Here is a 24,625-nt window from a genome sequence, read left to right as displayed (position 1 = left end):
CATGGTACCGGGGTCCCCACGCTCTTCCCGCTTCGCCGCGGCCCTCACCGGGGCAGTTACGATCTGGGCCGCAGACTGGAGGTTGGATGACGAGCGAGGTTGCCCTGATGGTGCGGCTGCAGGCCGCCGCGGGCCGGCCCGGCACCGCTGCGGCGCGCGCCTACTCGACCTGGGGCGAACATGCGTTCGGCTGGATGGGGCTCGGTCTGGCCGGAGCGCTCGTCGACGCCCGCCGGCGCAGGGACTGGCTGGCCGTCACCGGAGGAGCCTTCCTCGCCCACGGTGGCGCCGTGGTGATCAAGCGAGTGGTCCGCCGTCGTCGCCCCTTCGACCCTCGCGTCGAGGTCCGGGTGCCCACTCCGTCCGACCTGAGCTTCCCGTCGGCCCACACGTCGTCGACGACGGCGGCCGCCGTGGCCCTCGCCCCGATGATCGGTGCGCCGGCGGCCACCGGCCTGGCCGCCACCATGGCCCTGGGCCGGGTCGCACTCGGGGTCCACTACCCGTCGGACGTCCTGACCGGGGTCGCCGTCGGAGTTGCCGCAGGCACGATCGCACGGCGCTGCGTCGAGAGCGCGGACCGGTGAGCGCGTCGAGCGCCGCACGCGGCCTGGTGCGTACCGCCCGGCCCCGCCAGTGGGTGAAGAACGTCCTGGTGGTCGCCGGTCCGCTCGCCGCCGGCAACCTCTTCTCGCCCGACCCGGCCCGGGCGGTGCTGGTCGCCTTCGTCAGCTTCTGCATCGCCGCGTCGTCGGTCTACTTGATCAACGACGCCCTCGACGTCGAGGCGGACCGGGCGCACCCGACCAAGCGCAACCGCCCGATCGCCGCCGGCCTGGTCTCCGTCCGCTCGGCCTACGTCACCGCTGCCGCGCTGATCGTCGTGGTGCTCGCCGCGACCTTCGCGCTCGGCTATGCCGAGCTGACCCTGCTGCTGGCCGTCTACATCGCGCTCCAGCTGGCCTACTGCATCTTCCTCAAGCACCAGCCGGTCCTCGACCTCGCTGTCGTCTCCTCCGGCTTCCTGCTGCGTGCCGTCGCTGGAGGCGTCGCGGCCGACGTCGAGCTGTCGCCCTGGTTCCTCCTGGTCGCCGCGTTCGGCTCGCTCTTCATGGTCGCCGGCAAGCGCTACTCCGAGGTGCACGTCGTCGGCGAGGGCAACGCGACCACCCGCCCGAGCCTGGAGCTCTACTCCCAGAGCTACCTCCGGTTCGTGTGGAGCATCGCGGCGGCCGCGACCGTGGTCTTCTACAGCCTGTGGGCCGTCGGCGGCGAGACCGTCCCGACCACGCTCGCGGAGCTGTCGATCGTCCCGTTCGTGCTCGCGATGCTCAGGTATGCCGTCGACATCGACCGCGGCGCCGCCGGCGAGCCGGAGGCGATCGTCCTCGGCGACCGCGTCCTCCAGTTCCTCGGCGTCCTCTGGCTGGTGGTCTTCGCCGCAGGAGTGCTCACACGTTGACCCCGTCCGACCACGAAGGAGCCACCGTGCCAGACACCCGACACCACGACTACGACGTCGTCGTCGCCCTGAACTACTACACGCCGTACGTCTCCGGCGTCACGGAGGCGGCCAGGGTGACCGCGGAAGGCCTCGCGACCCGGGGTTGGAAGGTCCTCGTGGTCTGCGGACGGCACGAGCCCGGCACCCCCACGCACGAGACCATCAACGGCGTCGACGTGATCCGCACCCGGGTCGCGGCCCGGATCGGCAAGGGCATCATCAGCCCCGGCTTCGTGCCGACCGTCGCCCGTTGGGCGCGACGGGCCCGCCTGGTCCACCTCCACGCCCCCATGCTGGAGGCGGGGGCGATCGCGAAGGCGATCGGCAAGGACGTGCCGCTGGTCGTGACCTACCAGTGCGACGTCGACCTGCCCGACTCGGCCTTCAACCGGTTCCAGGTGCGCGCGCTCGACCGCTCCCACCGGATGGCCGTGCGCCGCTCGGCCACGGTGTGCGTCACGAGCGAGGACTACGCCGAGTCGAGCCGACTCGCCGACGACCTGCGTGGGCGCACGACCGAGCTCCCCGCCCCGTCGCTGCTCCGCACCGGCGGCTCGCCCGCGTACCGCGACGGCGAGGGCCTGCACGTCGGCTTCCTCGGCCGGATCGTCGAGGAGAAGGGGCTCGAGTACCTCGTCCGCGGGTTCCGCGAGCTCGGCCCCGACGCCCGGCTGGTGATCGGCGGCGACTTCGCGAAGGTGGCCGGCGGCAGCGTCGTGGAGAAGGTGCGCGCCGCCATCGACGACGACCCGCGGGTACGGATGCTCGGCTTCGTCCCCAACGAGGCAGTGCCCGACTTCTACGCCTCCATCGACGTCTTCGCGCTCCCCTCGATCAACTCGCTCGAGGCGTTCGGGATCGTGCAGGTGGAGGCCATGATGCTCGGCGTCCCGTCGCTCGCCTCCGACCTGCCCGGCGTGCGGATGCCTGTGCGCCACACCGGCTTCGGTGCGATCGTCCCGCCGCGCGACAGTGGGGCGATCGCCGCGGCCCTTCGCGAGATCGAGGCTGCGGACTTCGACCGCGAGGCCGGAAGCGCGCGGGCTCGCGAGCTGTACCTCGCCGAGAACGTGGTGGAGCGGCACGCCGAGCTGTTCGACCGGATCGCGCCGACGTCGCCCTAGGGACTGGCCGAGCCGCTGAGCTCGGGGATGTCGTAGACCACGACCCCCTCGGTCGCCCGCCCCACGCCGGGGTAGATCTCATCCATGACGCCACGCCAGAACCGGTCCGCGGCGTCGATGAGCACGAGCTCGACCTCGGTCCGCTGGAGGAAGCCAGGCAGGTTCGTCTTCCAGTCGTAGTCGATGGTGGGGTCGAACTGTGCCTGGAACAGTGCCATGCCGGTCGGATCCTCGAGGGCCTCCGGAAGACTCGCACCACCGCCGTTGCCTGTGGGCGTGTTGAACGCGAAGCCGGTCGCCTCGCTCCACCGCAGACCCGGCCCCATCTCGCCGGGCGCGAGCACGAGGACGTTGTCGCCGGCATCGATGTCCTTGCGCCAGTGGCCGTCGGCGAAGTAGGCAGGCACTGAAGTGTCGACGGGGAAGGTCATCGCTGTCAGATTCGGCAGGACGAGGACCACTGCCAAGACTGCGAGGACACCGGTCAGCAGCCTCGGCAGCTGTCGGCTGGTCCAGACCAGGGCGACGAGCAGGGCGGCAGCCATCCAGACGAACGACGAGAACCGGACCGGCAGCGCGTGCTCGATGACGGGTAGATGAGTGGCCACGAGCCACGGCATGTCCACCGTCGGCTTGCCGGCGATGGTCAGCGACGGCCCGAAGCTGCAGACGAGGGCGATCGCCCCGAAGACGAGGAGCGCCACGAGCCGGCGGCTGCCCCGGGCGACCCAGAGCACGCACAACACGAACACGATGAGGGGCACCGTCAGGTAGGCGGTGTTCTCGGCGCCATTGCCCAGCCAGGTGCTGCGTAGGGGGGCGAAGGTCCTGGACCCGAACTCCATGAGCTCCGTCGGTGCCAGCAGGTTCGTCAGGTCCGCCGGATAGCTGCGCACGGGGTTCGCGGCAGTCTCGGGGATTCCCGACCTGAACGAGGCGTAGATGACCGGAGCGCCCAGGACCAGACCGCCGATTCCACCGCACACGGTCGCGATGCCGGCCCGCACCAGTGGCCGCCGGTGGCGCTGCTCGGCGATGACCAGCGCCACCGCCCAAGCAACGAGGCCGAAGGCGATCTGGGTGACGAACAGCTCGGACGACGACGCGAGGGTAAACGCGATCACGACAGCCACCCCGCAGGCGAGCCAGCGTAGGCGAAGGCGGCCGTTGACATGGCGCGCCACCAGCCAAGCGATGGCCGGGAGACCGAAGATCCACATCAGGTTCATGTGACCGAGCCCATGGCCTGCGAAGTACGGCGCCACGACGACCAGGCTGCCGGCCAGGAGCGCGCCGATCCGGTTCGCTCCGAGCTCGATGGCCAGGAGATAGGTCGCCACGGCCGCGAGCACGATGGGCAGGAGGAAGGCGACGTTGTAGCCGGCCGTCCCGCCGAACAGCAGCGTGACCGGGGCCACCAGGAGGGAGGGGCCCGGGATCGAGATCGCGTTGCCGAGGTCCAGGCCCTCGGGCGCGTACATGACGTGGGTGTAGAACGGATCCTGCCCGTTGACGAGGGCGTGCACGTTCCACGCGAGGTAGAACTCGAACGCGTTCGAGTCGCCGGGGTTCGAGAGTCGGAGGTGTCCGAAGCCACCGAGCACCGGACGGGCCCACACTCCTACGGTGAAGACGGCGAGCCACAGCATCGAGAGAAGATGCGCGACTCGAGGACTGGGGCGCCACGTCGGTTTGAACATCGCGGCGGATCCTAGTCGCTGGCCCCGTCGATACCGGCACCGACACGGCCCGCCGAACCGCGGACGCGGCGGCTCGCAGATTAGGGTGGCCCTTCCGCCGTCTAGCTCCAGGAGGTTCCCTTGCTCGCGCTCGAGTGCCCGACCCAGTCCTACGACTGGGGATCGGCCGACGCCATCCCTGGATTCCAGCGGCGCCAGCCCGAGGGCGGGCCCGTGGCCGAGGTGTGGGTCGGCACGCACCCACTCGGCACCGCCCAGTACGTCGACGAGCAGGGCGAGAAGCGCCCGCTCACCGGGCCTGCGGGCGAGCTCGACTTCATGCTCAAGGTCCTCGCCGCCGACCGTCCGCTGTCGATCCAGGCCCACCCCAACGCCGGGCGCGCCCGCGCCGGGTACGAGGCCGAGGAAGCACGCGGGATCCCGATGGACTCTCCCGAGCGGGTGTTCAAGGACCCGTACCCGAAGCCGGAGATGGTCTACGCGCTCTCCACCTTCGACACCCTCGTCGGATTCCGGCCGACCGCCGAGATCCTCCGCGTGCTGATGCCGCTCGGCCACCCCACCGCGAAGGCGCTGACGAAGCAGCTGCGGGACAACCCCGGCTTCGCCGGCATCGTGAAGCTGGTCGAGGGCCTGCTCTCCGATCCCCCGCCGGCCGACGCCGTGGCGGAGATCGTCGACCAGTGTCGTGACGCGCTGGCCGAGGGCATCGACATCAAGCGCGCCTATGCGACAGCGGTCGAGATCGAGGCCTACTACCCCGGCGACGTGGGCGTCGTCGTCTCGCTGCTCCTCAACCGGCTGACGTTGCAGCCCGGCGAGGCGGCGTACCTCGGCACCGGCATCATCCACGCGCACCTGAAGGGCATGTGCCTGGAGGTGATGGTGTCCTCCGACAACGTGCTGCGGGCCGGCCTCACCTCGAAGCACGTCGACGCCGAGGGGCTGGTGCTGTGCCTGGAGGAGGGCATGTCGCGGGTCGCCCGGGTGACGCCCCAGCTCTTCAGCACGTCGACCGACGTGTTCAGCCCCACCCGCGAGTTCGCGCTCTCGGTGACCCAGAGCTCGCAGGCCGACCCGGCCGGCGCGATCCTCCCCCACCGCGGCAAGCGGCTGCTGGTCTGCACGGGTGGCGAGGTCGCCGTGCTCAACGCACGCGACGAGATGCTCCATCTGCGTCGCGGTGATGCCGCCTACGCCGACGACAGCGACGGCGAGCTCCGGATCATCGGCACCGGCGAGGTCGCCCAGGCCTACGTCCCGTCCGGTGCAGCGGGACGCCTCGACGACCTGCTCTGAGCTCAGGCCCAGCGCACGACGAAGAACGACGACTCGCCGCGGCCGGGCTTGAGGAACATCCTCCCGGCGAGGTACTGCGCCGCCATCGGCAGGCCGTAGCGCAGGCCGTCGAGCAGCTTCGGCCAGCTGGAGTAGGGGAAGTTCCACATCCCGTCGGTCGCCTCACGCTCGACGACGAGCCCCTGATCGGTCAGGAACCGCCGCCATTCGTCGTGTGACTTCATGTTGATGTGGGTCGGGTCGCTCAACGCATTCCACGCCGGGCCGTGAATCGCGGCGGCTCGCCCCGCCGGGTCGGGCATGACGATGAACCCGCGCGCACCTGGTGTCGTCGTCTTGCGCAGCTGCTCGATCAGTGCGATGAGCTGCTCGTCGGGAATGTGCTCGAAGACGTGGACCGCCGTGAAACCGTCGTAGGTGGCGGTCGGCAGGTCGTCGCCGGCCTCGTAGACCGTGCTGCCCGGTGAGTTCTCGCGTGCCCGCGCCGCCGACCAGGCCGAGACCTCGTAGCCGTCGGACGGGACCTTCTGCGAGAGGCGGGCGAGCAGCGTGCCGGTGCCACAGCCGACGTCAAGTACGCGCGTGGGCTTGAGATAGCGCTGGACGAGCCGGACGTAGAGCAGCAGTGCGGGCCGATCATCCTGCTGACCGTTCGCGTCGTAGTAGCTCTCGTCGTAGTCCATCGGGGCTCACCTCTCGTACGGGGTCGGGGCGTCAGACCCCCGAGACACTCACCCAGCCCGGAGTGCGGGCTGCCGCGCCGTCCGGTCCTCTCCGAGGGGGTCCGCTGGACGCCGCTGAACCCTACCTCAGGCCGTTCTCCCCCCTTCAGCCCGCGAACGACACTAGGGTGTCGCCCGTGAGCGACCCTTACGGCCAGAACCCGCCGCAGAACCCCTACGGCCAGAACCAGCCGCCGAACCCCTACGGTCAGCCGGCGCCGCCCCCGCCGCCGACCCCGTACGCCTCCGGCTCCGGCGGCGGCTACGGCGCCCCCGGGGCCTTCCCGGGTGGGTCCGACCCGATGCCGCCGAAGACAGACGGGATCTCGATCGCCGCGCTGGTGACCAGCCTGCTGTGCTGCCTGGCGCCGGTGGGCGTGGTCCTCGGCTTCGTGGGGCTCTCGCGGACCAAGGGCGGACAGCGCAAGGGTCGGGGGCTGGCGATCGCCGGCATCGTCATCGGTCTGCTGATGTCGATCGGCTCCGCCGTCGCCGTCGGGGCGCTGTTCCTCTTCGCGGACTCCGTGGTGACGCCGGCCAAGGCCGAGGTCGGGCAGTGCGTCGACATCGACGAGGACGACGGCACGGTGCTCATGCGGAAGAAGGAGTGCACCGAGGAGCACGACGCCGAGATCGTCGGCGTCGCCAAGGTGACCTCCGACAACCTCAGCGAGATCGAGGACGGCATGGCGAGCTACTGCGCGACCGCGATCGACCCCGACGACCTGACCAAGCTGGCGCCGTACATCCAGGACATCAACGCGGTCATCGAGGACCCGGAGAAGGTCGAGGTCGGCGACCACCTGGTCTGCTACGTCGAGCCGGACGACGAGCTGACCAAGCCGCTGCTCTGACCCGGGGATGACCGACCCCAGCGGCGGCTATCCGTCCTACGAGCCGGGCGCCGGCCCGGGGCCGAACCCGTACGGCGGGCAGCCGCCGTACGGGTCCCGGGTGTCCTATGACGGGCTGTCGATCGCGGCGCTGGTGTGCTCACTCACCTGCTGCGCCGCGCCGGTCGGGATCGGGCTGGGCATCGCGGGGATCGTCCGCACCCGCGAGCGGCGGCGCGCCGGCCGGTGGGCGGCCGTCACCGGCGTGGTCGTCGGCGCCCTGGTGCTGGTCCTCGGCGTCGGCTTCTTCGTCTTCGCCGCCGTCATGGGCAGCCGCACCGTCTGGGAGGACGACGCCCGGGTCGGGCAGTGCATCGACCGCGACTTCCTCGACGACCCGATCAAGGCGACCTGCGCCGAGCCACACCTGGGCGAGGTGATCTGGGTCGGCCGGTTCGACGACGACCTGGCCCGGATCTTCCGCGACGTGTCCCGCGCCGAGTTCTGCCACGGCCTCCCCGGCCTGGACCCGGCGTACGCCGCGGCGGTGGAGTCGGGGGACTTCGATGTACGGGTGGAGTCGGACTCGTTCGACGAGAGCGAGCCCGACGACGGCGACGCGTTCTTCTGCTACGTCGAGCGCGGTGACGGCGAGAAGATCACCGGTCGGCTGCGGGACGCGGGGCAGCAGGTGGGCGCGTGAGGCGGGTCATGTTCGTGCAGCTGAAGACCGGCTTCGACACCGACCTCGGCCCGTCGTGGATCGGCTGGGTCGACTTCAACCGGTCGTGGAACACCGCGCGCTTCCACGGCCGTGAGCTCCGGCGGACGCCGGGACTGTGGACCGGGAACTTCGCGGACGTGGAGACCGGCGAGACGTACTGGATCTCCGGGCCCAAGCGGGACCGCACCGACACCCGCTACGGGCCGGCGACCACCACCGTCGACGAGGACGCCGTCGAGCCCTACGAAGCATTTCTCGGCGGGGCGCCGTTGCCCGGTCGCGAGAACGGCTAAGGCGCTCCGACCGGGTCTCGGTAGCATCGGACCATGTCGCCGGAGTCGGACCTTCCGTGGCGGGAGTACTCCAAGACGCGGCTGCCGGCCGGGTTCGCCCACGTCCTGGGGAGGGACACCCTCGAGGCCGTCCTGCGTGAGCATGGCGTCCTCCTCGACTCGCTCTTCTTCGATGCCCCCGGCCCGACGCCCACGACTCGAGGCTCCGGCATCGCCATGGTCTTCGACTTCTACTGGGTCGGCGACGGCCGTACCCAGATCTTCGCGAAGAGCCGTGAGGTGCCCCGGCTCCTGATGCGCTGGAACGCGGTGCGATCAGGCGAGCGGGCCGCGGTCGCGGCGGAGGTCACCGAGCGCTGGCTTCCCGAGGCGTGCCGGTGGGCGGCCGAGGCGCGTCGCGCGGAGAACGTGTGGCGGGCGAACGACCACCGTTGGATGCTCGTTCGCTCGGATAAGGGCCTGGCGGTCTCGATCGACGCGGTTGGCCGCCGCTGAGGCGATCCCGCCTCCGCGACTCAGACGACCGACAGCGGCAGCAGCTTCTGTCCCGTGGGCCCGATCTGGATCTCCGTGCCCATCTCCGGGCACACCCCGCAGTCGTAGCACGGCGTCCAGCGGCAGTCCTCGACCTCGACGTCCGACTCCCCCGAGCCGACGGCGAGGGCGTCCTCCCAGTCGGCCCACAGCCAGTCCTTGTCGAGGCCGGAGTCGAGGTGGTCCCAGGGCAGGACCTCGTCGTACGTCCGCTCGCGCGTCGTGTACCAGTCGAGGTCGACGCCGGTGCCCTCCAGCGCAAGGCGAGCCGAGGCGGCCCAGCGGTCGAAGGAGAAGTGCTCGGACCAGCCGTCGAAGCGGCCGCCGTCGCGCCAGACCTGCTCGATGATCCGCCCGACGCGGCGGTCGCCGCGAGACAGCAGGCCCTCGATGATGCCGGGCTTGCCGTCGTGGTAGCGGAAGCCGATGGCCTTGCCGTAGCGGCGGTCGGCGCGGACGGTGTCGCGCAGCACCTGCAGGCGGTGGTCGGTGGTCTCGGCGTCGAGCTGGGCGGCCCACTGGAAGGGCGTGTGGGGCTTGGGGACGAAGCCGCCGATGGAGACGGTGCAGCGGATGTCGTTGCGCCCGGAGACCTCGCGACCGGTGGCGATCACGCGCTTGGCGAGCTCGGCGATCTGGAGCACGTCCTCGTCGGTCTCGGTGGGCAGGCCGCACATGAAGTAGAGCTTCACCTGCCGCCAGCCGTGGGAGTACGCCGTCGCGACGGTGCGGATCAGGTCGTCCTCGGTGACCATCTTGTTGATCACCTTTCGCATCCGCTCGCTGCCACCCTCGGGCGCGAAGGTGAGGCCGGAGCGCCGGCCGTTGCGGGAGAACTCGTTGGCCAGCGTGATGTTGAACGCGTCGACGCGGGTGGAGGGCAGCGACAGCGAGACGTTGGAGCCCTCGTAGCGGTCGGCGAGGCCGGTGGCGACGTCGCCGATCTCGGTGTGGTCGGCCGAGCTCAGCGAGAGCAGGCCGACCTCCTCGAAGCCGGTCTTCTTGATGCCGTTGTCGACCATGGCGCCGATCGTCTCGATCGAGCGCTCGCGCACCGGGCGGGTGATCATGCCGGCCTGGCAGAACCGGCAGCCGCGGGTGCAGCCGCGGAAGATCTCGACGGAGAACCGCTCGTGGACGGTCTCGGCGAGCGGCACCAGCGGGTTGCGCGGGTAGGGCCACTGGTCGAGGTCCATCAGCGTGTGCTTGCGCACCCGGTCGGGCGCCTCCGGATGGTTGGGTACGACGGCCGCGATCTCCCCGGACGCGGCGTACGTCACGTCGTAGAACCGCGGCACGTAGACCGTGCCCGAGACAGCGAGGCGGCGCAGCAGCTCGAGCCGGCCACCGGGCCGGCCCTCGCCCTTCCACTCGCGCACCAGCTCGGAGATCTTGAGCACGACCTCCTCGCCGTCGCCGAGGACGGCGGCGTCGACGAAGTCGGCGATCGGCTCGGGGTTGAACGCGGCGTGCCCGCCGGCGATCACGACGGGGTGGTCGTCGGAGCGGTCGACGGCGTGCAGCGGGATGCCGGCCAGGTCGAGCGCGGTGAGCAGGTTGGTGTAGCCGAGCTCGGTGGAGAAGCTCACGCCGAACAGGTCGAAGGCGCCGACCGGGCGGTGGCTGTCGACGGTGAACTGCGGGATCTCCTGCTCGCGCAGCACCTTCTCCATGTCGGGCCACACGGCGTAGGTGCGCTCGGCGAGGATCCACTCCCGCTCGTTGAGCACCTCGTAGAGGATCTGGACGCCCTGGTTGGGCAGGCCGACCTCGTAGGCGTCGGGGTACATCAGCACCCAGCGCACCTCGGCGGCGTCCCAGTCCTTCGCGACCATGTTGAGCTCGCCGCCGACGTACTGGATCGGCTTGGAGACCGAGAGCAGGTGGGGCTCCAGCCGGGGGAAGACGGACTCGACGGACATGTCCCCGATTCTACGAGGGCGCGGGAGCCCGGGTGACATCGTCGCGGGCGGCGACACCGGCCCCCGTAGGATCGAGCACCATGAGCGCCTCCACCTCCGGACGACTCGGGTGGACGGTGTTCACGCCGCCCCTCGCCGCCATCGTGCTCGCCGTGAGCTGGGGCACCCACCCCGGCCCCCTCGCGGCCAGCCTGATCGGCGTCGCCCTGATCGGCGCGGTGCTGGCGGCCGTGCACCACGCCGAGGTCGTCGCCCACAAGGTCGGCGAGCCGTTCGGCTCGCTGCTGCTCGCGGTCGCGGTCACGGTGATCGAGGTCGGCCTGATCGTGATGCTGATGGTCTCCGGCAGCGGCGACACCTCGACGCTGGCGCGCGACACGGTCTTCGCGGCGGTGATGATCACGGTCAACGGCATCGTCGGCCTCGCGCTGGTCGTCGGGGCGGTGCGCCACCACCTCGCGATCTTCAACCCCGAGGGCACCGGCTCCGCGCTGGCGACGGTGATCACGCTCGCCGGCCTCACCCTGGTGGTGCCGACCTTCACGGTCAGCGAGTCCGGGCCCGTGCTCTCCGGCACCCAGCTGACCTTCGCGGCGCTCGCCTCGTTGGTGCTCTACGGCTCCTTCGTCTTCACCCAGACCGTGCGTCACCGCGACTTCTTCCTCCCCGGCACGACGTCGACGCCCGGCGGCTGGACGGCCCAGGACGACGCCGACGGCGACACCCACGCCGACCCGCCGACCAACCGCGAGACGTGGATCGCCCTGGCCCTGCTGGTGCTCTCCCTGGTCACCGTGGTCGGGCTGGCGAAGGTCGAGTCCTACTCCATCGAGGACGCCGTCGACTGGCTCGGCTTCCCCCATGCCGTCGTCGGCGTCGTGATCGCGATGCTGGTGCTGGCGCCGGAGACCATCGCCGCCGTCCGCGCCGCCCGCCAGCAGCGGGTGCAGATCAGCCTCAACCTCGCCTACGGATCGGCGATGGCCTCGATCGGACTGACCATCCCCGCGATCGCGGTCGCCTCCATCTGGCTCGAGGGCGACCTCGCGCTGGGCCTCGACCCGCTGCAGCTGGTGCTCCTCGCGCTCTCCTCCGTCGTCGGCATCCTGACCGTCGTCCCGGGACGCGCCAAGCCGCTCAACGGCATCGTCCACCTGCTGCTCCTCGCGGCCTTCCTGCTGCTGACGGTGGCGCCGTGAGCCGTCGTACGTCGACCCTGCTGGCCGCCGCCGCGACCGTCCTCGCGCTCGGCCTGGCCGCCTGCTCCTCCGCCGACGAGCCGGCCGACGACGCGGGCCGGATCACACTGACCCCCGCCAAGGACGGCGGCTCCGGCGCCCAGCCGGTCGGCAACCCGGTCGGCGACGGCACCAGCGCCGAGGTCGAGGGCTACCGGATGACCGACGTCCGGCTGCCGGGCGCCGACGCGACCGGCGACGTCGCGTTCCGGATCCTCGACCCGTCGGGCGCTCCCCTGCTGACTTACACCGAGGAGCAGACCAAGCTGCTCCACCTGTACGTGGTGCGTGACGACCTCGACCAGTTCCGTCATCTCCACCCGACCCTCGCCGAGGACGGCACCTGGACCGCGCGGGTCGACCTCGGCTCCCCCGGCAGGTGGCGGGTGGTCGCGGAGTTCATCCCGGAGGGCGCCAGCAACCCGATCGTCCTCGGTACGACGCTGCGGGTCCCCGGCGACTGGACGCCGGTCGACGTGCCCCGGGGCGAGGCGGCCGAGACCGGCAGCGACGGCGTGGTCGAGGCCACGCTGCGCGCCGCGGGCGAGGTCGGCGCCAACGGACGGCTCCGGCTGCGGCTGACCGATGCCGACGGCGAGCCGGTCGCACTCGGCAGCTATCTCGGCACCAGCGCGCACCTCACCGGCTTCGCGGTCGACTCGCGCGGCTTCGTCCACGTGCACCCCTACGGTGCCCCCGAGGTCACCGACGACGGAACCGTGCTCACCTTCCACACCGTCTTCACCCAGCCCGGCGACTACCGCCTGTTCCTGCAGGTGCGCGTCGACGGCCTGCTCCACCAGCTCGCGGTGACCGCGCCCGTCACCGCCGAGGAGGCATCGTGAACGCTCGCCCCGCCCTCCCCGCCGCCGTCCTGGCGAGCGTGCTGCTCCTGGCCGGCTGCGGCGGTGACGACGAGCCCGCGCCGCGCTCGGCACCGACGAGCACCGCGCCGACGACCGCGCCGACCAGCACCCCGCCGGGGAGCACTCCCACGGCCGACCCGGCGCCGGCGACCGCTCCCGTGGTGCACGAGGTCGCCGAGGCGCTGCGCACCGCCGGCAGCGTGCGGGTGCGCGCCACCCTGGGCGGCGGCCCCGCCCGCGAGCTCACCCTCGACGACACCACCCAGGTCGCGCGTGCGCTGGACTCCGTCGCCGTCGAGCAGCTGGTCCACGTCGGTCCCGAGCAGGTCGACGGCGTGGCGACCGAGCACTACCGGGTGACCCTCGACCCGGCCGCCGCGCTGGCCGGCGTCACGCTGCCCGCCCAGCTCGCGGCGCTGCTCCCCGACTCGCTCGAGGCCGAGGTCTGGCTCGACGCGGAGCACCGGCCGGTCAAGGTCACCGCGGAGCCCGGGATCGTGCTGACCTTCGACGACTGGGGCGTGGCTCGCACGCCGTAGCCGGCCTCAGCCTGGATCCACCGATCTGCCGCGTCGCGAGCGTCACCAGATGGGTGCGGTGGCAAGGCGTCCGGCGCGAAGGCAGCCTGGTTGGCTGTCGAGCGTCGGCAACGCAGCCAACGTGCCCAGCTGGTGGCGCGCAGCAGCGGGAGATCGGTGGATCCGGGCTCAGCTTGGCTCAGATGTAGCCGCGGCGCACGGCGATGACCACCGCGGCGACCGTGTTCGGGGCCCCGAGCCGTTCGCGGATCGACGACATCCGCCGCTCCACGGTGCGCAGGGGCAGGTCCAGCTCGGTCGCGACGGTCTTGCTGAGGGCACCCCGCGCGAAGCCGCGCAGGATCCGGACGTCCACCTGGTCGAGCTCCTCGGTGCGCTGAGACATGATCCTGGGCCCTCTCGTGCCGTGCTGGTTCCACCAGATGCCCAGCATCGCGAGCGCTCCGGGCGAGGCGCATCGGACGAGCGACGTGCTCCGGCGTACGCCGTTCGACGTACGCCAGAGGGGTGGCGCCCTGGCATCATGGGGCGGTGGTGGACGCAGCGGGACCGGTGACGCAGGGGCCGGCCCGTTGGCCGGTGACGGCGTCGAGCGCCGGACTCGTGGCCGTGGTGTGGTGGATCAGCTTCGTCGGTCCCGACGTCGGCAGCGTGACCTGGGCCGACGCCATCGTCTGCTCCACCGCGTCGCTCGGCATCCTGCTGCGCGAGCGCAGCCCGCTGGCCGCGCTGCTGCTGTGCACCGGCTGCGACCTGGCGGCCTCCCTCCTCGGCCTGCAGGGCTTCGGCTACCACTTCGCCGCCTGGGTCGCGGTCTACGCCTTCTCGGTGCGCCACACGATGCCGTGGGCGCTCGCGTGGACGCTGCCGACCATGGGGGCGGTGATCGTCGCGGAGACGGCGGAGAAGGACTGGCGCTGGTTCGCGTTCGGCACCAGCCTGGTCGCCGGTGGTGCGCTGGTGGCGCTGGCGTTCGGGCAGGTGATCCGGCTCCGCGAGGAGCTGCTGGTGTCACTGCGCGAGCGCGCGGAGAGCGCGGAGCACTCGCGGGAGTCCGAGGCGGCCGCGCGGATCGCCGGCGACCGGCTGCGGATCGCGCGCGAGGTGCACGACGTGGTCGCGCACCGGATGGCGATCATCCACCTGCGGGCCGCGGTGTCGCTGCGCACCGACGACGACCTCTCGCCGGCCGGGCGCAGGGCGCTGCGGGAGATCGACGAGGCGGCGACGGCCGCGCTGGGCGACATCGACCAGCTGCTGGCCGACCTGCGCGCCGGCGACTCCTCGGCCGTCCCGGTCGTGGCCGGTCTCGACCTCGACGACCTCGTCTCGGAGTTCCGGGACCACGGCCTCGACGTGGTGCTGACGGGTGGCGGCGTCTCGACGGCGCTCGCCCCGCCGACGGTCGAGGTCGTCCGCCGGGCCGCCCTGGAGGGCCTGACGAACGGGCTCAAGCACGGCGCCGGGGCGCCCGTGCGGATCGCGCTGGACGCCGCCGGGGGCCAGCTCACCCTGACCGTCCGCAACAGGTCGGACGACGGCGCCGCCGAGCTCCGCAGCGGCTGGGGTCTCCGGGGTGTGCGGGAGCGGGTCGAGGAGGCCGGCGGGAGGGTCTGGTTCGGCCCCGAGGGGGGCGACTTCGTCCTCGGCGTACGGGTGCCGATCGGAGGCGGGCAGTGATCCGGGTCCTCGTCGCCGACGACCACGAGCTGATCCGCCGCGCGCTGTGCGACCTGATCGCCAGCGAGCCGGGGCTGGAGGTCGTCGGGGAGGCGGCCGACGGCCTGAGCGCGGAGCGGCTCGCGATCGAGCTGCTGCCCGATGTCGTCCTGATGGACGTCCGGATGCCCGGGATCGACGGCGTGGAGGCGACCCGGCGGATCGTCGCCGATCCCCGGGCCGGCGAGGTGAAGGTGCTCGTGCTGACCACCTTCGAGCAGGACGAGAACGTGCTGCGGAGCATCCGGGCCGGCGCCAGCGGCTTCCTCGGCAAGGGGGCCGACACCGACGCGCTCGTGCACGCCATCCGCACGGTGCACGACGGGGGCAACCTGCTCTCCCCCAAGGCGACCCGGGCGCTCATCGACCACCTGGTCGCCCCCGTCGCGCCCGGTGTCCCCTATCCCGGCATCGAGACGCTCACCGCGCGCGAGCGCGAGGTGCTCGGCCTGATCGGCCAGGGGCTCGGCAACGAGCAGATCGCGGCCCTGCTGCAGATGTCGGCCGCGACCGCGCGTACCCACGTCGGCCGGCTGCTGACCAAGCTCGGCGCACACAGCCGGGCCCAGCTCGTCGTCGTGGCCTATGAGAGCGGGATCCGGGTCCCGGGTGCGGTGCGTCCCGAGCTCGGTTGACCGAGGCGTGGCGGGCGGTGTGGCGGGTCCCCGCCAACTCGTTGCCCCTGTGGCGGTCGTCACGTTACGGTCCCAGGGCGTTTCAGATTGAAACGGTTCAAGTGGAACTGATGGAGCACGTACTCATGACGCGACTTCCCGAACGAGGAAGGAAGGCGGCCCCCTCCCTCGCGGCCGCTCTCGGCCTGGCCCTGACCCTGGGGACGACCGGCGCGGTGGCGACGCCGGCGACCGCGGCGCCCGAGAAGGTGGCGACCAGCGCCGCCACGGCCTCGGTCGCCATCACCGGGCTCGAGGTGAACCACCTCACCGACGACCCGCTCGGCATCGACGACCCCGCGCCGGTCCTGTGCTGGGGCATGGAGTCCAACCTGGTCGGCGCCAAGCAGGTCAGCTACCGCATCGAGGTCGCGCGCGACGCCCGCTTCACCAGCCTGGCCTGGGACAGCGGCGTCGTCGCGTCGGACGAGTCGACCGACATCCGCTACGGCAGCACGGGCGACGCGGCCAAGCTGCGCCCAGAGACCGACTACTGGTGGCGGGTGCGGGTCGTCGACAACCGCGGCGTGGAGACCGTCTCCGACGTGGCCCGCTTCTCGACCGGCCTGATGGACACCAAGATCGGCGCCTGGGACGGCGCCCAGTGGATCGGAAGCACGAAGACCAAGCTCGACGCCAAGTCGCTGTCGATCTTCGACGTCAACGCCGGGTTCACGATCAACGCGGGCGACAACGCCTCGTTCATCTTCGGCGCCGACGACCAGCGCTTCACCAGCGACTTCCGCAACGTCTACGGCGGTCCGGGCGGCGAGAACTTCGTCCGCTTCGAGCTCGACCTGTCCGGCGTCACGAGCGACCCGGCGACCAACACCGGCGGCGTGGTCAACCTGTACCGCAAGGGCTACCACGCCACCGACGACGTGAACGGCGACCCCAACACCGCGCCGTACAAGTCCGTCCGGCTGGTCGACAGCACCAACGCCGCGGTCCGCACGCTGTTCACCCCGGCCAACAAGAACGCGCCCCACACGCTGCGCATCCAGGGCAACGAGAGCGCGATGACCTACACGGTCGACGGCGTCGCCCTCACCGGCTTCACGGCTGCCACGCTCACCCTCGGCGCGGGCCGTCCCGGCGCGCTGAACAACCTGAACGTGTCGCCGAACTCGACCATCGACGGCGCCGGAACCCACACGATGGTCACCGGCGGCAACTACAACACCTTCCCGAACCTGAACTCCGTCGGCTTCTCGGTCAAGAACGTCGGCGACGACGTCACGATCACCGACTACCGCATCGTCGACGTGGGCCAGAGCGCGAAGCGCACCCTCTTCGACGCGACCACCGGCGCCAACTACGGCATCTTCACCTCGCTGCCCAACGCGGGGATCACGGCCACGGGCAACACGATCCGGATCAACCCCACGACGCCCGCCCAGGTCGGACCGCGCTACGCCGACCCGTCGTACGGCGCCCAGACCCAGCTCCGCTCGGAGTTCCGGGTCGACCCGGCCAAGGACATCGCGAAGGCCCGGCTCTACGTCACCGCGCAGGGCGCCTACGAGATGCACATCAACGGCGAGCGGGTCAGCGACGACTACCTCAACCCCGGCATGGCGACCTATGCCAAGACCCTGCCCTACCAGACCTACGACGTGACCGACCTGCTCGCCAACGGCACCAACGCCGTCGGCGCCATGCTCGGCCCCGGCTTCTGGTCCGGGATGATGACCTTCACGGGCAGCAACTACAACATGTTCGGAGACAGCGAGGCCCTGCTCGCCCGCATGGTCATCACCTTCGCCGACGGCTCCACCCAGACCGTCGTCACGAACCCGACGACCTGGAAGGCCTTCAACGACGGCCCGAACCGGTACGCCGACAACTTCCAGGGCGTGCGGTACGACGCCGGCAAGGAGGCCAATGTCGCCAACTGGACCACGACGTCCTACAAGCCGGCGCTGCTCAGCAAGTGGTCGACGCCCGACGTCATCACGATGAAGAGCCAGCTCAACCCCGCCCTCGTCTCCCGTCAGGACCAGCCGGTCCACGAGGTCGAGCGGCTGACCGCGAAGCGCGTGCTGCAGACGCACAGCGAGGACGACACGACCTGGACCTACGACATGGGCGTCAACATGGTCGGCGTCCCGACCATCACGATCCCCAAGGGCTCGCTGCGGGCCGGTGACGAGGTGATCTTCCGCTTCGGCGAGACCATCTACCCCGGCAACAGCGACTCCCCGAACACCACCTGGCCCGGCCCCGACCCGCGGGTCAGCCAGCCCACGCCGTACGCCGATCTCTACGGACCGGACGGCAGCTACCGCCCGGGCGTCGCCGGCCGGATCCTGACCGACACCTACCGCGGTGCGCTCGCCTCGGACACCTACGTCGCCTCGGCCGCCGACGCCGACCGCGACGTCGTGATCACGCCGAACTTCACCTTCCGCGGCTACCAGTACATCGAGATCACGGTGCCCCACCGCACGACCGCGCTGCCGCTGGACGGCGTGCAGGGCATCGTGCTCTCCTCGATCGACCTGCCGGAGAGCGACTACGAGGCGACCACCAGCGACGACAACTACACCGGCCGGCTGGCGACGAAGTTCTTCGACAACGCCCAGCGCAGCCAGCTCGGCAACTTCTTCTCCCTGCCGACCGACTGCCCGCAGCGCAACGAGCGGATGGGCTGGACGGGTGACCTGCAGGCCTACGCCCGCTCGGCGACGTACAACTCCTCCGACACCCAGGCGTTCCTGCGCCAGTGGATGGTGGCGCTGCGCGACGCCCAGGGCTCCAACGGCAGCGTCGGGACCACCGTCCCCGTGATCAGCCTGACCGGCGAGCTCGGCGCCGCCATGCCGGCCACGCCGACCTGGGAGGGTGCGGTCGCCCAGGCGCCGTGGCAGCTCTACACGCAGTACGGCGACACGCAGATCATCGAGGAGAACTTCGCGACGATCCAGAAGTGGCTCAAGGGCTACTCCGACCAGCCGCTGTCGGCGGACTACCCGGGACTCACCGCGGGCACGTCGAGCCATGCCGACCACATCAGCATGGATGCCAACACCGAGGCACACATGGTGAACCAGGCGATGTACCTGTACTTCCTGGACATCTCCGCCAAGATGGCCGACATCATCGGCCGGACCGCGTACGCCGAGACCCTCCGGCAGCGCTACACCCAGGGCGTCGACAGCTTCAACCGCCTCTACGTCGACCCGCAGACCGGGTTCACCCTGAACGCCACCCCCGGGGCCAACCTGGTCGCCGGCCGGACCCTGCAGGACTCGCAGGCGTCGTACGCGACACCGCTGGCGCTGGACCTGTTCAGCGACACGATGACGGTCCAGGCCGGACCCGACGCGGGCAAGACCTACCGGGAGTTCGCCACCGAGCGGCTCGCCGAGCTGATCGCCGACCCGGCGAAGAGCAACGACGGCAACGGCCCGAAGGCGGGCACCGGGATCTTCTCCGGCGGCCAGGCCAGCAACAAGCCCTACACGATCACGACCGGCTTCAACGCCACGCCGAACATCCTGCCGGCGCTGACGAAGACCGGTGAGATCGAGACGGCGTACAAGCTGTTCAGCAACGACGAGTTCGCCAGCTGGCTCTACCCGGTGACGCTGGGCGCGACCTCGATGTGGGAGCTGTGGAACTCCTACGAGCGTGGCTTCGCCCAGGGCGGCAACAGCCAGATGAACTCGCAGAACCACTTCGCGCTGGGGGCCTCCCAGCAGTGGATGTACGAGTACCAGCTCGGCATCACCTCCGACGGCGGCAAGGGCTACCGGGAGTTCGTCCTGCAGCCCGTGCCCGGTGGCGACTTCACCTCGGTCGAGGGCAGCTTCGACTCCAGCTATGGCGTCATCGACTCCCACTGGGAGGCCACCGACGGTGAGCTGACGTCGTACGCCACCACGGTGCCGGCGAACACCACTGCCACGCTCTACCTGCCCGTCCAGGAGGAGGTCACCTCGTTCGAGAACATCCCCGGGGTGTCCTTCGTGGGGATGACGGAGCGCAACGGCCTCGACACCGCGGAGTTCAGGGTCGCGGCCGGCGGCTACGACTTCGAGGTCGACGGGGGCACGGTGACCGCGGAGGTCGACGGGGCATGGGTCGTCGACGACACGGTGGCGGTGACCTCGGTGACGGCCCCGGCGGTCACCGGCACCTACGGTCAGCCCAGCGTCGTCGTCGCCACAGTCACGGGCGAGGCGCCCACCGGCACCGTCACCGTCACCCACGGCACCACTCCGGTCGGCTCCGGCACCGTGGTGGACGGCGCCGCGCGGATCACCCTCGGCGCGCTCCGGCTCGAGGCCGGGACCCACCAGCTGGGCCTGCGCTACGCCGGTGACGACGCGAACGCCGCCTCGGCCGGCTCGGTCGGCGTGACGGTGGCGCAGGCGACCACCTCGCTGTCCGCGAAGGTCCGGCCGAAGCGCCCGAAGGCCGGCACCCGGCCCAAGGTCGTGGTGCGCCTGTCCGCCGACGGCGCCGTCCCGACGGGCGTCGTGAAGGTCAGGAGCGGCGGCAAGGTGATCGGCACCGGCAAGGTCGACGCGACCGGCAAGGTCGTGATCAGGCTGACCCGGCAGCCGGCCGGGGTCCGCACCATCCGCGTCGTCCACGCCGGCAGCCGCAACTTCACGGCCGCTCGCACGGCGCTGAGATTGACGGTCCGCCGCTGACCGCGAGAGTGAGCGACGAGGGGCCGGGCCGTCAGGTCCGGCCCCTCGGTCGTCAGCGCACCCTGAGATCCAGCGTGGTCACCGGACTGGTGAAGGTGTCGACCCGGATGCTGACCTGCAGCTGCCAGCTGCCGGTGTGGGGGAAGACCACGTCGGCGGCATAGGTGCCGGCTCCGCTCGGCACCACCGGGATGGCGCCCAGGTCGACGCTGTCGGAGCGCAGCGCGACCGCGGGCGCCGCGGCCAGGTCGAGCGGGTCGCCCGCGAGGTTCTGCACCTGGACGAGCAGCCGGCGCTGCAGCCCCGGCCCGTGGTCGAGCACGGCGAGCACCTTGAGGTCGTCACCCGCGACGCCGGTCACCACCCCGGTGTCCGCGGTCTGCGCCTGGGCGGGCGCCTCGCCGCGCGGCGGCTTCTGGGTGAGGAAGCCGGTCACGCCGAGGACCGCGACCAGCAGCGCCGCCTCGGCGAGGACGGTGCGCCGCACCAGGCCGGTCGCGGCCCGGCGCTGGTCGTGCCCGTCGTCCCCCGCCACCCGCGGCACCAGCCGGAACCGGTTGTACGCCGCGATCGCGACCACCACCAGCACCAGCGCGACCTTCACCAGCAGCAGGCGGCCCCAGGTCTCCTCGAACAGGGGCGCCCAGGCGCCGACGATGCGCCAGCCGAGGAGCACGCCGGTGACCGCGAGCGCCGCGAGCAGGCCGGCGGCGACCGTCGAGAACCGGGCGATCAGGTGGGCCGCGTCCTTCGGCCGCCCGGCGACGGCCGGCAGCGTCAGCGCCAGACCCGCGAGCCCACCGAGCCAGACCGCGCCGGCGCTGAGGTGGAGGGCGTCGGTGACGACGAGCAGCAGCGTCGGCTCGTAGGCGCGGGTGTGCCCCACCAGCGCGGGTGACCAGACCGCGAGCGCGGTGACCAGGTCGACGACCAGCGACGAGCGAGCCTGGCCGGCGGCCCAGGCCGCGACGCCGAGCCCGGCGAGCTGGAGCGCGAGCACCTGGAGGTCGTCCTGGACCAGGCCGGGATCGAAGGAGGCCGGGTCGAGCACGCCGCCGAGACCGGAGCCGAGCTGGTAGGCCCCCGCCAGTGGTACGGCGAGCGCCGCCGCCAGCACCGCGACCAGCGCGCTGCCCCGGAGCACCCGCACCAGCCGCCGTCGTACGTCGTCGGGGAGGCGCACGCCGCGCGCCGTCCAGCTCAGGAAGATCGCCAGTCCGCCGGCCAGCAGCAGCGCGGCGTAGTCGACACCGTGCACGATCCCCTGGACCGTCGGCACCGCCCCGGGGTCGGCCGGCCCGGTCTGCGGTGGCACCACCTTCGGGCTGGGCGCCCCGACGTGGAAGGTCAGCGAGCCGGCGATGGGATGGCCGTCGGCCGAGACGACGCGCCAGGTGACGACGTACGTGCCGTTCGCGAGGTCGCCCGGCAGTCGGCCGGTGACCTCGACGCCCTTCGCGGACGGCTCCACCTCGATCCGCTTGCCCGCCGCGTCGAAGGCGAGCAGGCCGTCGGGCACGAGCTGCACCGGCTCGTCGAAGGTGAAGGTGACCTGGCTCGGCGCCTCGGGGAGGACCGCGCCCTCGGCGGGGTCGGTGGAGACGAGGGTGGCGTGTGCCGACGCCGGACCCGCCGCCCCGACCACCGTCAGGACGGCGACCAGGACGGCGAGGAGGTACGCCGGCACACGCCGGGCCATCGCGGTGCTCAGGCCTTCTTGCCGGAGCGCGCCAGCGCCAGGCCACCGAGGGCGAGACCGCCGATGCCGGCCACCAGGCCGCCGATCGCCAGGCCGTTGCCGTCACCGTCGTCGTCCTTGGCGTCGGCCTTCTCGGTGGCGGCGTCGTCGGACTTCTCGTCCGACTCCGCGGCGCCGCCGTGGTGGCCCTCGCCGGTCGCCTCGGTGATGGTCACGACCGGTGCGGGATTCGCCAGGGCCTCGGGGTCCTGACCCTCCGCCGCGGTCTCGGTCCAGTCGGTCTTGCCCTTCTCGCAGGTCTGGACCACCGGGAAGGCGAGGGTGTCGCCCACCTCGTCGGGCAGCTGGACGGACAGCTCGACCGTGTCGCGGTACCCGTCGGCCAGCGGCGTCTTCGCGGTGTAGACGACCTGGGCGGTCCGCTCGGTGACCTCGTTGCCGTGCTCGTCGGTGATCGGCTCGGCCAGCTGCTCGCTGACCTTCTCGACGTCCCAGCCGGGGTTGACCGTCGGCGTGACCTCGGGGATCGACTCTGGCATCTGGATGGCGAGGCTGGTGGTCGGCGACCCCTCGCAGCCGTGACCCACACTGAAGGTGAGGACGGCGTAGGCGCCGGCGGCGGTGGTGTTCGGCGTGACGGTGACGTGGGCGCTGGCGGCGCCCGCGGTGAGCGCGACGATGCCGAGCGCCGCGGTGGCGCCGAGGGTGGGCAGGGTGAAGCGTCGGATCTGCATGGATGTCTCTTTCGAATCGACTCGGGTGTTCGGAGGGCGCGGCGAACGGCCCGCTCCCCGAACGGGGAGTCAGGCGATCGCCAGCGAGCCCGCCGGTGGACCGCGGGTCGGCGCGAGCGCGCGGTGCTCGCGCGGGGTGCGCGCCGGGCGCGGGTCCGGGCCGGCAGCCCCCCGCACGGCCGGGACCGGTACGACGCCCGGCTCGGTCCAGCGCAGCAGCACCTCCACCGCACGCCGCCGCAGCACCCACATCGCGCCCGTGACCGTGGCGGCCAGCAGGTGGGCGCCCAGCATCGCCGGGGTCAGGCCGAGGAAGGCCGACGCGGCGTGCTCGTGGCCCGGATGGGCGTGCGGGGCCAGGGCGACCAGCCAGGCGTGCCCGAGCACCTGGGCGGCGAGCAGCGCGGGCAGCACCACGCGGATGCCGGCCCGTTCGCGCAGCACGACCCCGCTGGCGGCGTACACGAGGACCGCGAAGCCCGCCAGCCACCAGGCCGACGGCAGCTCGCCCCCGGCCGCGAGGTGCGCCACCACCAGCGCCGTGACGCTCTCGAGGCTGCCGAGCGTCGCCGAGAGACGCACGCGGGCGCGCGGCGTACGGCGGACGGTCAGCACGGGGCCCATCCTGCCGGATGCGTGGTCGGGATCAGCGACCGGCCGCGTCGAGATCGTCCTGATGGCGATGGACGTAGTCGCTCATGCCCGGCACGGTGTAGGCGACCAGGCCGTGGTCCGGCGCATAGACCAGTCCCTTGTTGATCAGGTTGGCGCGGTACGGACCCAGACTGGTGGGCTTCAGACCCATCCGGTGAGCGATCTCGCTCGACGTCGACGGCCCCTCTCCGTCCTCCGCCATGGCGACCAGCATCCGACGCTCGGACTTCGTAGCCCGGTCCCAGCGGGACCTGAAGAACCCGTCGTCCATCCGCTGGAGCCCGACGACCAGTCCGGCCTGGGCGTCGCCCCATGCGATCACAGGTCCGGGCGCCACATCCCAGACCGCACGGCCATACTCCTGCAGGAAGTAGGGGTAGCCGCCGGATGCCTCCACCAGCAACCCGAGCGCCGCTGGCTCGAAGGTGACATCAGCGGTCCGGGCGGGCTCGACGAGCGCCGCAGCGGATTCGGTCTCCGGCAGCGGCGCGATGGAGCGATAGTCGAAGAGCCGCTCGGCGTACGACCGGACGTCGGCCAGGATCCCCGGAAGGTGCGGCAGGCCGGCACCGATCAGGTAGAAATGCCAGCCGCGCTGGCCCGCCTGGTGCTGGGTGACCAGCAGGGCACGCAGCAGGCTCTCGTCGAGATCCTGCAGTTCGTCGATGAACAAGCCGAAGGATCGGTTGTCCTCGCCGAGTGCGGCGCACAGGTCCTGGACCACCTCGGGCAGGTCGATCTCGATGTCGCCACTGTCGGCGCGGCCTCGCGCGAGCTCGACGCCGAGGTCGATGCCCGACGCCCCCAGCCTGACGTTGAAGGCAGTGATAGACGCCAGGGCGCTCTTCACGCGCTCGCTGACCGCCTCGCGCGGCTTGAGCTTGCGCGCCTCAGCGGTCATGGCCCGCGCGAGGATCTGTCGGGCGCTCGCGCTGCCCGCGCTGTCGGGACGTGCTTCGAGAGAGACCACGAACCAGCCCGCGTCCTCGGCCCGCGAGCGCATCTCGTTCAGGAGAACCGTCTTGCCGACGCCCCGGAGCCCGCTGAGGATCAGGCCGCGGTTCGGCAGACCGTTGCGCGCCCGTTCGAGGGTGACCTCGAGTGCCTCCAACTCTCGGTCACGCCCGACCAGCGCCGGCGGGCGAAGTCCCGAGCCTGGGTTGTAGGGATTGAGGCTGGCCTTCAC

At 71.6% G+C, this 24,625-nt stretch carries 22 protein-coding genes; 14 read left to right on the top strand and 8 right to left on the bottom strand.

Annotated elements, in window-relative coordinates; all coding sequences use genetic code 11:
* Window positions 1-86 precede the first annotated feature (86 nt).
* From JOD66_RS21945 to JOD66_RS21935, 3 genes are read left to right on the top strand one after another with little or no spacing between them, the layout of a single operon-like run.
* Window positions 87-587, top strand: coding sequence for a phosphatase PAP2 family protein (locus JOD66_RS21945; protein WP_204838949.1), 501 nt, complete (start codon window positions 87-89; stop codon window positions 585-587).
* On the top strand, window positions 584-1,462 hold the full coding sequence (locus JOD66_RS21940; RefSeq protein ID WP_204838948.1) for a decaprenyl-phosphate phosphoribosyltransferase: 879 nt from the start codon (window positions 584-586) through the stop codon (window positions 1,460-1,462). The genes JOD66_RS21945 and JOD66_RS21940 overlap by 4 nt, the downstream gene beginning before the upstream one ends.
* Before the next feature lie 26 nt (window positions 1,463-1,488).
* On the top strand, window positions 1,489-2,628 hold the full coding sequence (locus JOD66_RS21935; RefSeq protein WP_204838947.1) for a glycosyltransferase family 4 protein: 1,140 nt from the start codon (window positions 1,489-1,491) through the stop codon (window positions 2,626-2,628).
* Here JOD66_RS21935 and JOD66_RS21930 read toward each other — a convergent pair.
* Complete coding sequence (locus JOD66_RS21930; protein ID WP_204838946.1) at window positions 2,625-4,277, bottom strand: DUF6311 domain-containing protein; 1,653 nt, start codon at window positions 4,275-4,277, stop codon at window positions 2,625-2,627. The genes JOD66_RS21935 and JOD66_RS21930 overlap by 4 nt on opposite strands.
* Window positions 4,278-4,448: 171 nt before the next feature.
* Between JOD66_RS21930 and manA the strand changes: the two genes are divergently transcribed.
* Window positions 4,449-5,627, top strand: a complete 1,179-nt coding sequence (gene manA / locus JOD66_RS21925; protein ID WP_204838945.1) for a mannose-6-phosphate isomerase, class I — start codon at window positions 4,449-4,451, stop codon at window positions 5,625-5,627.
* A 2-nt stretch (window positions 5,628-5,629) separates the two neighbouring features.
* Here manA and JOD66_RS21920 read toward each other — a convergent pair whose 3' ends face one another.
* Window positions 5,630-6,310: a class I SAM-dependent methyltransferase gene (locus JOD66_RS21920; RefSeq protein ID WP_204838944.1), complete on the bottom strand. Its 681-nt coding sequence runs from the start codon at window positions 6,308-6,310 to the stop codon at window positions 5,630-5,632.
* Between the two features lie 176 nt (window positions 6,311-6,486).
* Here JOD66_RS21920 and JOD66_RS21915 point away from each other — a divergent pair, with 176 nt between their 5' ends.
* From JOD66_RS21915 to JOD66_RS21900, 4 genes are read left to right on the top strand one after another with little or no spacing between them, the layout of a single operon-like run.
* Entirely contained in the window at window positions 6,487-7,203 is a 717-nt protein-coding gene (locus JOD66_RS21915; RefSeq protein ID WP_204838943.1) for a DUF4190 domain-containing protein, read from the top strand.
* Between the two features lie 7 nt (window positions 7,204-7,210).
* The gene (locus JOD66_RS21910; protein WP_204838942.1) at window positions 7,211-7,885 is read left to right on the top strand and encodes a DUF4190 domain-containing protein; all 675 of its coding nucleotides are present in this window, start codon (window positions 7,211-7,213) and stop codon (window positions 7,883-7,885) included.
* Entirely contained in the window at window positions 7,882-8,199 is a 318-nt protein-coding gene (locus tag JOD66_RS21905; RefSeq protein WP_307823653.1) for a hypothetical protein, read from the top strand. The genes JOD66_RS21910 and JOD66_RS21905 overlap by 4 nt, the downstream gene beginning before the upstream one ends.
* Before the next feature lie 33 nt (window positions 8,200-8,232).
* The gene (locus JOD66_RS21900; RefSeq protein WP_204838941.1) at window positions 8,233-8,694 is read left to right on the top strand and encodes a hypothetical protein; all 462 of its coding nucleotides are present in this window, start codon (window positions 8,233-8,235) and stop codon (window positions 8,692-8,694) included.
* 20 nt (window positions 8,695-8,714) lie between these two features.
* On the opposite strand, the gene JOD66_RS21895 is transcribed toward JOD66_RS21900, so the two are convergent.
* Window positions 8,715-10,655 (bottom strand): TIGR03960 family B12-binding radical SAM protein, encoded by a 1,941-nt coding sequence (locus tag JOD66_RS21895; protein ID WP_204838940.1) that lies wholly within the window; start codon window positions 10,653-10,655, stop codon window positions 8,715-8,717.
* 80 nt (window positions 10,656-10,735) lie between these two features.
* Between JOD66_RS21895 and JOD66_RS21890 the strand changes: the two genes are divergently transcribed.
* From JOD66_RS21890 to JOD66_RS21880, 3 genes are read left to right on the top strand one after another with little or no spacing between them, the layout of a single operon-like run.
* Window positions 10,736-11,854: a calcium:cation antiporter gene (locus tag JOD66_RS21890; RefSeq protein ID WP_204838939.1), complete on the top strand. Its 1,119-nt coding sequence runs from the start codon at window positions 10,736-10,738 to the stop codon at window positions 11,852-11,854.
* Complete coding sequence (locus JOD66_RS21885; protein WP_204838938.1) at window positions 11,851-12,738, top strand: DUF8832 domain-containing protein; 888 nt, start codon at window positions 11,851-11,853, stop codon at window positions 12,736-12,738. Before JOD66_RS21890 ends, JOD66_RS21885 begins: the two co-directional genes overlap by 4 nt.
* Complete coding sequence (locus JOD66_RS21880; protein WP_204838937.1) at window positions 12,735-13,298, top strand: LolA-like protein; 564 nt, start codon at window positions 12,735-12,737, stop codon at window positions 13,296-13,298. Before JOD66_RS21885 ends, JOD66_RS21880 begins: the two co-directional genes overlap by 4 nt.
* A 178-nt stretch (window positions 13,299-13,476) precedes the next feature.
* Here JOD66_RS21880 and JOD66_RS21875 read toward each other — a convergent pair whose 3' ends face one another.
* Window positions 13,477-13,683 carry a LuxR C-terminal-related transcriptional regulator gene (locus tag JOD66_RS21875; protein WP_204838936.1) on the bottom strand — a complete coding sequence of 69 codons (207 nt, stop codon included), beginning with the start codon at window positions 13,681-13,683 and terminating at the stop codon, window positions 13,477-13,479.
* Window positions 13,684-13,829: 146 nt separating this feature from the next.
* On the opposite strand from JOD66_RS21875, the gene JOD66_RS28665 reads away from it, so the two are divergent.
* The 3 genes from JOD66_RS28665 to JOD66_RS21860 all read left to right on the top strand — a co-directional run bounded on the left by JOD66_RS28665 (window position 13,830) and on the right by JOD66_RS21860 (window position 20,352).
* The gene (locus JOD66_RS28665) at window positions 13,830-14,978 is read left to right on the top strand and encodes a sensor histidine kinase (protein WP_204838935.1); all 1,149 of its coding nucleotides are present in this window, start codon (window positions 13,830-13,832) and stop codon (window positions 14,976-14,978) included.
* A complete protein-coding gene (locus tag JOD66_RS21865) occupies window positions 14,975-15,652 on the top strand; it encodes a response regulator transcription factor (RefSeq protein WP_204838934.1) in 678 nt (225 codons plus the stop codon). The genes JOD66_RS28665 and JOD66_RS21865 overlap by 4 nt, the downstream gene beginning before the upstream one ends.
* A 125-nt stretch (window positions 15,653-15,777) precedes the next feature.
* Window positions 15,778-20,352: a family 78 glycoside hydrolase catalytic domain gene (locus JOD66_RS21860; protein WP_204838933.1), complete on the top strand. Its 4,575-nt coding sequence runs from the start codon at window positions 15,778-15,780 to the stop codon at window positions 20,350-20,352.
* Between the two features lie 52 nt (window positions 20,353-20,404).
* On the opposite strand, the gene JOD66_RS21855 is transcribed toward JOD66_RS21860, so the two are convergent.
* The 4 genes from JOD66_RS21855 to JOD66_RS21840 form a co-directional block, all read right to left on the bottom strand.
* Window positions 20,405-22,051, bottom strand: coding sequence for a copper resistance CopC/CopD family protein (locus JOD66_RS21855; protein ID WP_204838932.1), 1,647 nt, complete (start codon window positions 22,049-22,051; stop codon window positions 20,405-20,407).
* 8 nt (window positions 22,052-22,059) lie between these two features.
* Complete coding sequence (locus JOD66_RS21850) at window positions 22,060-22,785, bottom strand: YcnI family copper-binding membrane protein (protein WP_204838931.1); 726 nt, start codon at window positions 22,783-22,785, stop codon at window positions 22,060-22,062.
* A 69-nt stretch (window positions 22,786-22,854) separates the two neighbouring features.
* The gene (locus JOD66_RS21845; RefSeq protein WP_204838930.1) at window positions 22,855-23,400 is read right to left on the bottom strand and encodes a hypothetical protein; all 546 of its coding nucleotides are present in this window, start codon (window positions 23,398-23,400) and stop codon (window positions 22,855-22,857) included.
* Window positions 23,401-23,431: 31 nt separating this feature from the next.
* Window positions 23,432-24,625 (bottom strand): ATP-binding protein, encoded by a 1,194-nt coding sequence (locus JOD66_RS21840; protein ID WP_204838929.1) that lies wholly within the window; start codon window positions 24,623-24,625, stop codon window positions 23,432-23,434.

Source organism: Nocardioides nitrophenolicus (assembly GCF_016907515.1).
Taxonomy (GTDB): domain Bacteria; phylum Actinomycetota; class Actinomycetes; order Propionibacteriales; family Nocardioidaceae; genus Nocardioides; species Nocardioides nitrophenolicus.
This window is presented reverse-complemented; position numbering and strand designations above follow the sequence as displayed.

What these genes read in the sequence shown, in the direction of transcription:
- JOD66_RS21945 (WP_204838949.1), top strand. Translation starts at nt 87, where the DNA reads ATGACGAGCGAGGTTGCCCTGATGGTGCGGCTGCAGGCCGCCGCGGGC.
- JOD66_RS21930 (WP_204838946.1), bottom strand. Translation starts at nt 4,277, where the DNA reads ATGCTGTGGCTCGCCGTCTTCACCGTAGGAGTGTGGGCCCGTCCGGTG.
- JOD66_RS21920 (WP_204838944.1), bottom strand. Translation starts at nt 6,310, where the DNA reads ATGGACTACGACGAGAGCTACTACGACGCGAACGGTCAGCAGGATGAT.
- JOD66_RS21910 (WP_204838942.1), top strand. Translation starts at nt 7,211, where the DNA reads ATGACCGACCCCAGCGGCGGCTATCCGTCCTACGAGCCGGGCGCCGGC.
- JOD66_RS21900 (WP_204838941.1), top strand. Translation starts at nt 8,233, where the DNA reads ATGTCGCCGGAGTCGGACCTTCCGTGGCGGGAGTACTCCAAGACGCGG.
- JOD66_RS21895 (WP_204838940.1), bottom strand. Translation starts at nt 10,655, where the DNA reads ATGTCCGTCGAGTCCGTCTTCCCCCGGCTGGAGCCCCACCTGCTCTCG.
- JOD66_RS21890 (WP_204838939.1), top strand. Translation starts at nt 10,736, where the DNA reads ATGAGCGCCTCCACCTCCGGACGACTCGGGTGGACGGTGTTCACGCCG.
- JOD66_RS21875 (WP_204838936.1), bottom strand. Translation starts at nt 13,683, where the DNA reads ATGTCTCAGCGCACCGAGGAGCTCGACCAGGTGGACGTCCGGATCCTG.
- JOD66_RS21860 (WP_204838933.1), top strand. Translation starts at nt 15,778, where the DNA reads ATGACGCGACTTCCCGAACGAGGAAGGAAGGCGGCCCCCTCCCTCGCG.
- JOD66_RS21855 (WP_204838932.1), bottom strand. Translation starts at nt 22,051, where the DNA reads ATGGCCCGGCGTGTGCCGGCGTACCTCCTCGCCGTCCTGGTCGCCGTC.
- JOD66_RS21850 (WP_204838931.1), bottom strand. Translation starts at nt 22,785, where the DNA reads ATGCAGATCCGACGCTTCACCCTGCCCACCCTCGGCGCCACCGCGGCG.